Below are 8591 nucleotides of genomic sequence, written 5' to 3' on the forward strand. Positions count from 1 at the left end.
TGTGGCAGCAGTCTAGCCTCCCGGACGGGACTTATCCACAACCGGCGGCTCCGAGCCCCGAACCCTACCGGCATTGACTTTCAGGCGGAAATTGCTTATGTTTCCGCGCCTTTTAAGGCGGGGCTCAGTCGAGTCCCGGACGACGAGACTTCCGGAGCACCGAGCATGAAACGCACCTTCCAACCCAGCCGCCTCAAGCGCGCGCGGACCCATGGTTTCCGCGCACGCAGCGCGACCAAGAACGGCCGAAAGGTCCTCAATGCACGCCGCGCCAAGGGTCGCGTGCGCCTGGCGACCTGAACCTCGCAGAGGATCGCACCGAGACGCCCGCGGAGTCCGAGCAGACCTTTCCGCGGACCTGTCGACTTACCCTTTCCCGACAGTTTCGTGACGTCTTTGCCGAACCACGGCGCTGCAGAGGCGCCGGCTTTCTCGTGTTGTACCGCGAGAACCGCTTGCGGTATCCGCGACTCGGACTCGCGATCGCGAAGAAGTGTGCGCGTCGCGCGGTCGACCGAGCCCGTTTGAAACGGATCGTCCGCGAAAGCTTCAGGCTCAATCGCTCGCGTCTCCAAGGCTGGGATATCGTTGTGCTGTGCGCGTCCGGCGCGCCGACCATGCCCAATCCGCGCTTGTTCGCTACCCTCGCCCGCGCCTGGGATACCATCGAGAAACAACCATGCGTCGAATCTTGATCGCCCTGATCCGCGCTTATCAGTACGGCATCAGTCCGCTCCTCGGGCCGCATTGCCGGTTCCATCCCTCCTGCTCGCATTACGCCGTCGAGGCAATCGAGCGCCATGGACTCCTTCGCGGCGGATACCTGGCGATACGCCGGGTATCGCGCTGTCACCCATGGCACGAAGGCGGCTTCGATCCAGTCCCAACCGAAAGGCAGACCTGCTCTCATGGATAACCAGCGTTTAATCCTGTTTTTCGCCCTGGCCGCCGTGGTATTCCTCATCTACTCGGCCTGGATGGAAGACTACGGGCGCCCGGTTCAGCCGCAGGTTGCGCAGGAGCGCGGTCTGACGGTCGATGCACCCCCCTCCACCTCGGCGGCGCAGGACGTCCCGCAGGTTGCGACGACCCTTGATGCCATCACCCCGGCCATGTCCGCGGCCGACACGCAGGCGGTCCCCGCCGAGGCCCCGATCCGAATCGAAACGGACGTTTTTCACATCGAGATCTCTCCGCGCGGCGGGACTATTTCCGCTGCCTGGCTGTTGGATTATGCGACTGTGGCCGAGCGTCCGGACGACCCCTTCCAGCTGCTCAAGCCGGTTCCGCCCAACATGTTCATCGCCCAGTCCGGTCTGTTGGGTGAGGATCCGGCCCTCCTACCGACGCATGAGGCGATCTTCCAAAGCTCCCAGCCCCTTTACCGGCTCGGCGAGAACGAGACCACCCTCGATGTCGACCTCGTCTGGGTGAACGACGCCGGCATCGAGGTTCGCAAGCGCTACAGCTTCGAGCGCGGCAGTTATGTGATCCGGGCCAGTCAGTCGGTCACCAACGCGACGGATGCCCCCCTCGTTGCCCGTCAGTACAACCAGCTTCAGCGCACCGATCTGATCGATCCGAACGAATCCCGCTTCGTTCACACCTATACAGGTGCCGTGTATTACAGCCCGGAGGACAAGTACAAGAAGGTGTCGTTCGACGACATGCGCAAAGGCAAGCTCGACCGCAGCGTTGCCGACGGCTGGATCGCGATGATGCAGCACTACTTCCTTGCGGCTTGGATCCCGCCGGCGGGCGCGCTCGAGACCTTCTACACGAACGTCCTCGCCGACTCGCGCTACATCATCGGTAAATACTCCCCCGCGGTCAGCATCCCGCCCGGCGCGACCCACGTCTTCGAGAACGAGTTCTTCGTCGGTCCGAAGCTTCAAGACAAACTTGCAAGCGTGGCCCCGGGGCTGGAGCTGGCAGTCGACTACGGCTGGTTGACCGTGATTGCGCAACCCATCTTCTGGGTGCTCAGTAAGATCTACTGGGTTGTCGGAAACTGGGGTTGGTCGATCATCTTTTTGACTATTCTGATCAAGCTGGCCTTCTACAAGCTCTCAGAGACCAGCTACAAGTCGATGGCCAACATGCGTCAGCTGGCACCTCGACTGCAGGCATTGAAGGATCGCTACGGCGACGACAAGCAGCGCTTGAATCAGGCGATGATGGAGATGTACAAGACCGAGAAGATCAACCCGCTCGGCGGCTGTTTGCCGATTCTGATCCAGATCCCGGTCTTCATCTCGCTCTATTGGGTGCTGCTGGAAAGCGTCGAGCTGCGTTACGCACCCTTCATGCTCTGGCTCGACAACCTCTCTGCGCCCGACCCCTACTTCATCCTGCCGCTGATCATGGGTGTCTCCATGTTCGTGCAGATGAAGCTCAATCCGCCGCCGCCGGATCCGATGCAGGCGAAGATCATGATGGCCTTGCCGTTCGTCTTCACGGTCTTCTTCGCCTTCTTCCCGTCGGGCCTGGTCCTCTACTGGACGGTCAATAACCTGCTGTCCATCGCACAGCAATGGCACATCACGCGGACGATCGAAAAACAGGCTGCCTCGGCCAAACACAAGCGCTAGGCCGAGGTGCCGAGGTCGTCATGGCCACGGAGACCATCGCTGCGGTAGCGACCCCGCCCGGATTGGGCGGGGTCGGGATCGTGCGGGTCAGCGGCGCAGGCGTTCCCTCCATTGCCGAGGCCGTGCTCGGGAAGTTGCCCAGCCCCCGGCAGGCCATCTTCACGACCTTCCGCGATGCTCGCGGACACTTCATCGACCAAGGCATCGCCCTTTATTTCCCGGCGCCGGCGTCCTTTACAGGCGAGGATGTCCTCGAGCTTCAGGGACATGGTGGTCCGGTCGTCATGGACCTCCTTCTGCAACGCTGTCTGCACCTCGGTGCACGGCTCGCTCGCCCCGGCGAGTTCTCGGAGCGCGCCTTCCTCAACGGCAAGCTCGACCTTGCGCAAGCCGAGGCCGTCGCCGATCTCATCGAGAGCTCCACCGCGCTCGCGGCTCGACTCGCCGGGCGCAGCCTACAAGGCGTCTTTTCGCGACGGATCGACGACCTCATCGAGCGTCTCGTCCGGATGCGAACCTACATCGAAGCGACTCTTGATTTTCCCGACGATGAACTGGACCTCGCCACGGATTTCGGGATTTCCGAGGCTCTTCGGGCGATGATCGACCAGACCCGCGAGGTCATGGGCTCCGCGCGCCAAGGTCAGGTCATTCGCGAGGGTCTCGCGGTCGTGATCGCGGGTCCGCCGAATGCAGGAAAATCAAGTTTGCTCAATGCGTTGTCTGGCCAGGATGCGGCGATTGTCACACCGATACCGGGTACCACGCGCGACCTCCTGAAGCTCGACATCCAAGTCGACGGGATCCCGATCCGTATCGTGGATACCGCGGGTCTGCGCCACAGCGAGGATCCGATCGAGCGCGAGGGGGTGAGACGCGCGCGCGCAGAGCTCGACCAAGCCGACCTCGTCCTCTGGGTCCATGACGCGGCCGAAGGCAGCGATACACCAGCACGCGAGAGCCTACCGGAACAGGTACCGATCACCCGAGTCCGCAACAAGATCGACCTGCAAGGAATCCCCCCCGGCATCATCCAGCTCGAGACCGGTCCGCGGATCAGCCTTTCCGTTAAAACCGGTGCCGGCCTCGACCTTCTGCGGTCCCATCTCAAGGACCGGGCGGGTCTCGGCGTCTCCACCGAAGGTGCCTTCGTTGCGCGCCGTCGTCACCTCGATGCCTTGCGCCTCGGGCTCGACCATCTGGAATCCGCACAGCGCGCACTTGTACGAGGAGTCGGCGCCGAGTTGGTGGCAGATGATCTCCTGCAGGCCCAGTACGCATTCGGCGAGATTACCGGACGTGTCACATCCGAGGATCTACTGGGACGGATCTTCTCCACCTTTTGTATCGGAAAGTAGGCGTGACGGCGCGTAAGCGACCTGCGTCTCTCGCCGGGACTGCAGCGCGGCTCTATCGGGGCCGCCGGAGCAAATCGGGCATTTGTCGAGCCGGTCGAGGCCGAAAGTGGCTCAGCAGATCGGCGAGCGCCACCAGCGCGTCGCCCGAATCGTCGGGTCCGTATCGAGCCGGGACATACAGCTCCATGAAACGCTCGACCGTCGGCGCGAGATCCGGACGCTGGGCAACGACGCGGCCGGCGTAGTCCATGGGTCCCTCGTTCGGAAGACGATCGAGCCCGATCTTTGCGAGACGGCCGCAAAAGCGGGCGTATTCCGCTTGAAGGGGGTCGAGTGGTTTGCGCTCGCGGATCGAGGCGACGACCAAGATCCCGAGGGTCAGACCGAGCGCGGCGAGCATCAGTGCGACCAGCCCGTACTCGCGCAGCTCGCCGAGCCGAAGCCGCTCCAGCAAGGCGAGTTGATCCTCGACCGAGAAACCCAGGACCCAATCCTGCCAGGCGGCATCCAGGCTGTCGGCGAAAAGTCGCATGTTGCGCACGAACCGGGCGATCGCATCGGCTTGCTCAAGGGTGAAGCGCACCGATGGCCCTGCGCCGAGCATGCGCGAAGCCCCACTGTTGTCGACCCGGGAGGGATCGACGGCGGCGGTCGGATCGACCCGCACCCAACCCCGTCCGTCGATCAATACTTCCACCCAGGCATGGGCGTCGGACTGCCAGATCATGTGATAACCGCCGACGCGATTGAGCTCGCCCCCGAGATAACCGAGGACGATTCGCGAGGGGATGCCGGCCATGCGCATCAAGACGGCGAAGCTGCCGGCGTAGTGCTCGCAGAAGCCGCGCCGGGTCTCGAAGAGAAACTCGTCGGTCGGGTTTGCGCCGAGCCGCGGCGGCATCAGGGTGTAATGGAAGGACTCGCGATTGAAGAATTGCAGGCCCGCTTGGACCAGCGCCCAGTCGTCGTTCGATCGACCCTGCCAATCCTCGACCAGCCGGCGCATCCGCGGCGTCACGTTGTCCGGGACCTGCAGTCCGGCGGCAAGTCGCGCCGGATCCGGGGCGGCGGTGCGATAGTCGAGCGCCGAGGTCACCTGATAGCGCTTGACTGCGCTGACAACCTGGCGTGCGATCAATTGGTGATCCGGACTCAAAAAGGCCCCGTCCGGGACGCTGGCCGGCATGTCCAGCGCGAAGAGCCAGCGTTGATCGGTCGCCTCCAAGGTCACCTCGTAGTCGATCGGGCGAGCCGTCTCCAACAGAGCACCGGCCGGCCCGCTGTTCGTGATGCCCTCCCCCGCCGACCACCGCCGCCCGTCGGTCTGCCAGAGGACGGGTCCTCGCCAATAGAGTCGATCGGCTGCGGGCGGTGTGCCCTCGAAGCGAGCGCGAAACGCCAGCTCGCCGTTGAGGACCAGCTCGCTGATCGCGCCAGGTTCCAGGCTGTCCGAGATCCCGGTGGTAGCCTTGTTTGGATCCACGCCCAGATTCCACAGCGGGGCACTGAGACGCGGAAACAGCAGGAAGAGGATGAGTGTCAGCGGAAGGGCTTGGAGCGAGAGCCTCACGGCGACCGTGATGGCGCCGCGCCGACGAGCCTCTCCGAGCCCGCCGTTCAGATCCACCAGCAGGGCGATGCCCCCCAGCACCACGGCACCCAGATAGAGCACCAACCAGGGTGACTGGTCGAACAGGAACTCGACGACCACCAGAAACCCGATCAGGGTCGCGACCAGGCGGATGTCCGACTTACGCCGCAGCTCCATCAGCTTGAGTACCAGCATGGAGACGAAGAGCGCCGTTCCTGCGTTCTGCCCCGACCACCCCTGGTAGGTCACCGCCGCGTTGGCGACGCCGATCAGGGTCAAGGCCGCCAATGGCCAGGTGCCCGGCAAGACCGCGGACCAGCGCAGGGACGCAAGACGGATCGCGAAGAGCAGCCCGACAAAGGCGCTGATCTGAAGCGCGAGATGGCCCGCGAGCGGGAGATAGGCCGCGATCAGGACCAGCGTGACCCAGAGGATCTGGGTCCGCTCAGGCCGCTCGTTGGAGGGGATCGTTCGCATGATCGTACAGCGCCAGATGTGTCAGGCAGCGTTGGAGATGGCCGGCACCTCGCCCCGGTGCCTCCTCGAGACCGGGCAGTCGCAGCCCGAACCGGACTTGGGCCTCGGCCGCGTCGAGGACCTGGCGCGTCAACACGCTGATCCTGATTTCCGGGTCCGCCGCGGTCAAGCCGGCCCAATCGATCCAGACCTCTTGACCTTCGTCCCCTCCGAATTGCTTCACGACCAGCCCGCGCTCGCGCGCGTACGCCTTCCAATCGATCTGTCTCGGTGAATCGCCGTCGCGATAGCCGCGCGGACCCAGATAATCCTCCATCCCCTCAGAACCTTGACGGCGGCGCGGCTCGGTGTCGCCCGCCGCGGATCCGGGTTCTGGCGCGACCTGTGCCGGCTTGGGATAAACCAAGGTCGTCGCGTCGGTCTTCACATAACACCAGGCGCGAAAGAGGTGCAGCGGATAGCGCGTCTCGACCGTCACCTCGTCGAGCGCCGCGAGACCGCGTCGCAGTGTCGTTTGTGCGATGCGGATCGTGCCGCTGTCCCTGCCCGGTATCGCGATAGACTGATGCCGCGTCTCCCCGGCCGGAATCCCGATGTCGTAGCGCGCCCGCTTCCCCTCGGTGCCGACAACGACCTCGAAGCTCGTATCGTCCCCGACGAAGACCGGCTGCCCGCCGCGGGCCTGAACCGAAAGCCCGAGCAGATTGAACCAGGTGTGATGCATGGCCACGAGCGCGACGGAGGCGAGAAAAAAGGTAAAGAGCAGCCCCAGATTGTTCTGATAATTGAGCGAGCCGAGCAGCATGACGAAGAGCACCGCAGCGAAACGCAGCCCGTTCCCCGTCGGCAGGATATAAATCTGACGACTCCCGACCCGCGCAACCCCGTCGCCCCCACGCGCCACCCGTCGAAACAGATTACTGAACCGTCTGGCCCTAAAGCGCGTCCAGTTGAACATGCTTCCCCCCTCGCCGAAAAAATCCTCGCTTAAGCGACGTCAACGCCGACCGAGTCGGGTCGCTCCAGCGTCGCGTCTGCTCGCGATGTCGCGGGTACTGCCGGACGCCGCTTAAGCGAGCGCGACATGATCCAGGATCGCACTCACCACCGCCTCCTCGTCGAGCCGCCCACCGTATTCCGACGCGGCCAGGCGATGCACGACGCAGGAAGGCAGGACGGCTTGGATATCCTCCGGTATCACGTAGTCACGGTCGGACAGGAGCGCCCAAGCCTTCGCCGCGCGCAGCAACCCGAGCCCCGCGCGCGGCGAGAGCCCGTGCAGAAACCGCTCGCTGCTGCGCGTGACCGCAAGGATGGCATGGACATACTCGATAATGGCTGGCGCGGCATGGACTTCGACGACCTGCTGCTGCAACGCCATCAATTGCGCGCCGGTCAGGGCGGGCTGCTGGCGTGCGACCATGGTGCGTCGATCCTCGCCCGCCAAGAGGGCCTTCTCCTGCTCGGCTGCGGGATAGCCGAGCCGGATCCGCATCAGGAACCGATCCAACTGGGATTCGGGAAGCGGAAAGGTGCCGACCTGAAACAGCGGGTTTTGGGTCGCGATCACGAAGAAGGGTTCGGGCAAGGGTCGGGTTTCACCCTCGACCGTGACCTGGCGCTCCTCCATTGCCTCCAGGAGCGCGCTCTGCGCCTTGGGCGTGGCGCGGTTGATCTCGTCGGCAAGCACCAGTTGGGAGAAGACGGGCCCGGGATGGAAGCGAAAGGACTCGGCAGCCCGGTCGTAGACCGACACCCCGATCACGTCTGCGGGCAGCAGATCGCTCGTGAACTGGATGCGGGCGTACTCTAGCCCGAGCAGGCGTGCGAGCAGGTGCGCGAGGGTGGTCTTGCCGACTCCCGGAACGTCCTCGATCAGGAGATGGCCGCGCGCCATCAAACAGGCCAAGGCAAGTCGAAGCTCGCGGTCCTTGCCGAGAATCACGGCCCGCGCGGCCTCGAGCACGCGCTCCCCGAGACTGGCCGAGTCGCTCGGGAGGTGCCGGGTCAGATGCATCGCCATAGCGGTATCCGTGCGCGCATCTGGGTTAAACTGCGTGGTCTCATAGACTTGGGTTTCCCTTCATGATGGTCGGCGATCCTTACGACGTGGTAGTGGTGGGCGGTGGTCACGCGGGCACCGAAGCGGCGCTTGCGGCGGCCCGCTGCGGTCTGCGCACCCTCCTTCTCACCCAGAATATCGAAACCGTCGGCCAGATGAGCTGCAACCCGGCCATCGGGGGCATCGGCAAGGGCCATCTGGTCAAGGAGATCGATGCGCTCGGCGGTCTCATGGCACGCGCGGCGGATCGCGGCGGTATTCAGTTTCGCATCCTCAATGCCAGCAAGGGACCGGCGGTGCGTGCGACGCGGGCTCAGGCCGACCGCATCCTCTACAAGGCCGCGGTGCGCTCGGCAGTCGAGAACCAGCCCGGGCTCACCCTCTTCCAACAGTCGGTCGAAGATCTGTTGATCGAGCAGGACCGGGTGGTCGGCGTCGAGACTCAGATGGGGTTGCGCTTTCGGGCGCATGCGGTCGTGCTCACGGTCGGAACCTTCCTGGGCGGTCGCATC

At 64.3% G+C, this 8591-nt stretch carries 9 protein-coding genes; 6 read left to right on the top strand and 3 right to left on the bottom strand.

The window, feature by feature from the left end:
* The first annotated feature begins 165 nt into the window (after positions 1 to 165).
* The 5 genes from rpmH to mnmE are packed head-to-tail and all read left to right on the top strand — an operon-like array spanning position 166 to position 3949.
* A complete protein-coding gene (gene rpmH, locus GPT33_RS01220) occupies positions 166 to 300 on the top strand; it encodes a 50S ribosomal protein L34 (RefSeq protein WP_007193460.1) in 135 nt (44 codons plus the stop codon).
* Positions 297 to 695: a ribonuclease P protein component gene (gene rnpA, locus GPT33_RS01225; protein WP_296805114.1), complete on the top strand. Its 399-nt coding sequence runs from the start codon at positions 297 to 299 to the stop codon at positions 693 to 695. The genes rpmH and rnpA overlap by 4 nt, the downstream gene beginning before the upstream one ends.
* A complete protein-coding gene (yidD, locus tag GPT33_RS01230) occupies positions 680 to 916 on the top strand; it encodes a membrane protein insertion efficiency factor YidD (RefSeq protein ID WP_296805100.1) in 237 nt (78 codons plus the stop codon). Before rnpA ends, yidD begins: the two co-directional genes overlap by 16 nt.
* Positions 909 to 2591, top strand: a complete 1683-nt coding sequence (yidC, locus tag GPT33_RS01235) for a membrane protein insertase YidC (RefSeq protein WP_296805102.1) — start codon at positions 909 to 911, stop codon at positions 2589 to 2591. Before yidD ends, yidC begins: the two co-directional genes overlap by 8 nt.
* 20 nt (positions 2592 to 2611) lie before the next feature.
* On the top strand, positions 2612 to 3949 hold the full coding sequence (gene mnmE / locus GPT33_RS01240) for a tRNA uridine-5-carboxymethylaminomethyl(34) synthesis GTPase MnmE (RefSeq protein ID WP_296805105.1): 1338 nt from the start codon (positions 2612 to 2614) through the stop codon (positions 3947 to 3949).
* 52 nt (positions 3950 to 4001) lie between these two features.
* On the opposite strand, the gene GPT33_RS01245 is transcribed toward mnmE, so the two are convergent.
* The 3 genes from GPT33_RS01245 to GPT33_RS01255 form a co-directional block, all read right to left on the bottom strand.
* Entirely contained in the window at positions 4002 to 6017 is a 2016-nt protein-coding gene (locus GPT33_RS01245) for a DUF3488 and transglutaminase-like domain-containing protein (protein WP_296805106.1), read from the bottom strand.
* Positions 5986 to 6975, bottom strand: coding sequence for a DUF58 domain-containing protein (locus tag GPT33_RS01250; protein WP_296805108.1), 990 nt, complete (start codon positions 6973 to 6975; stop codon positions 5986 to 5988). Before GPT33_RS01250 ends, GPT33_RS01245 begins: the two co-directional genes overlap by 32 nt.
* Before the next feature lie 111 nt (positions 6976 to 7086).
* Positions 7087 to 8040 (bottom strand): AAA family ATPase, encoded by a 954-nt coding sequence (locus GPT33_RS01255; RefSeq protein ID WP_296805110.1) that lies wholly within the window; start codon positions 8038 to 8040, stop codon positions 7087 to 7089.
* Between the two features lie 62 nt (positions 8041 to 8102).
* Between GPT33_RS01255 and GPT33_RS01260 the strand changes: the two genes are divergently transcribed.
* On the top strand, positions 8103 to 8591 hold a 489-nt coding region (locus GPT33_RS01260), incomplete at its 3' end, for an FAD-dependent oxidoreductase (protein WP_296805112.1).

It is taken from the genome of Thiocapsa sp. (assembly GCF_011390875.1).
GTDB lineage: Bacteria > Pseudomonadota > Gammaproteobacteria > Chromatiales > Chromatiaceae > Thiocapsa.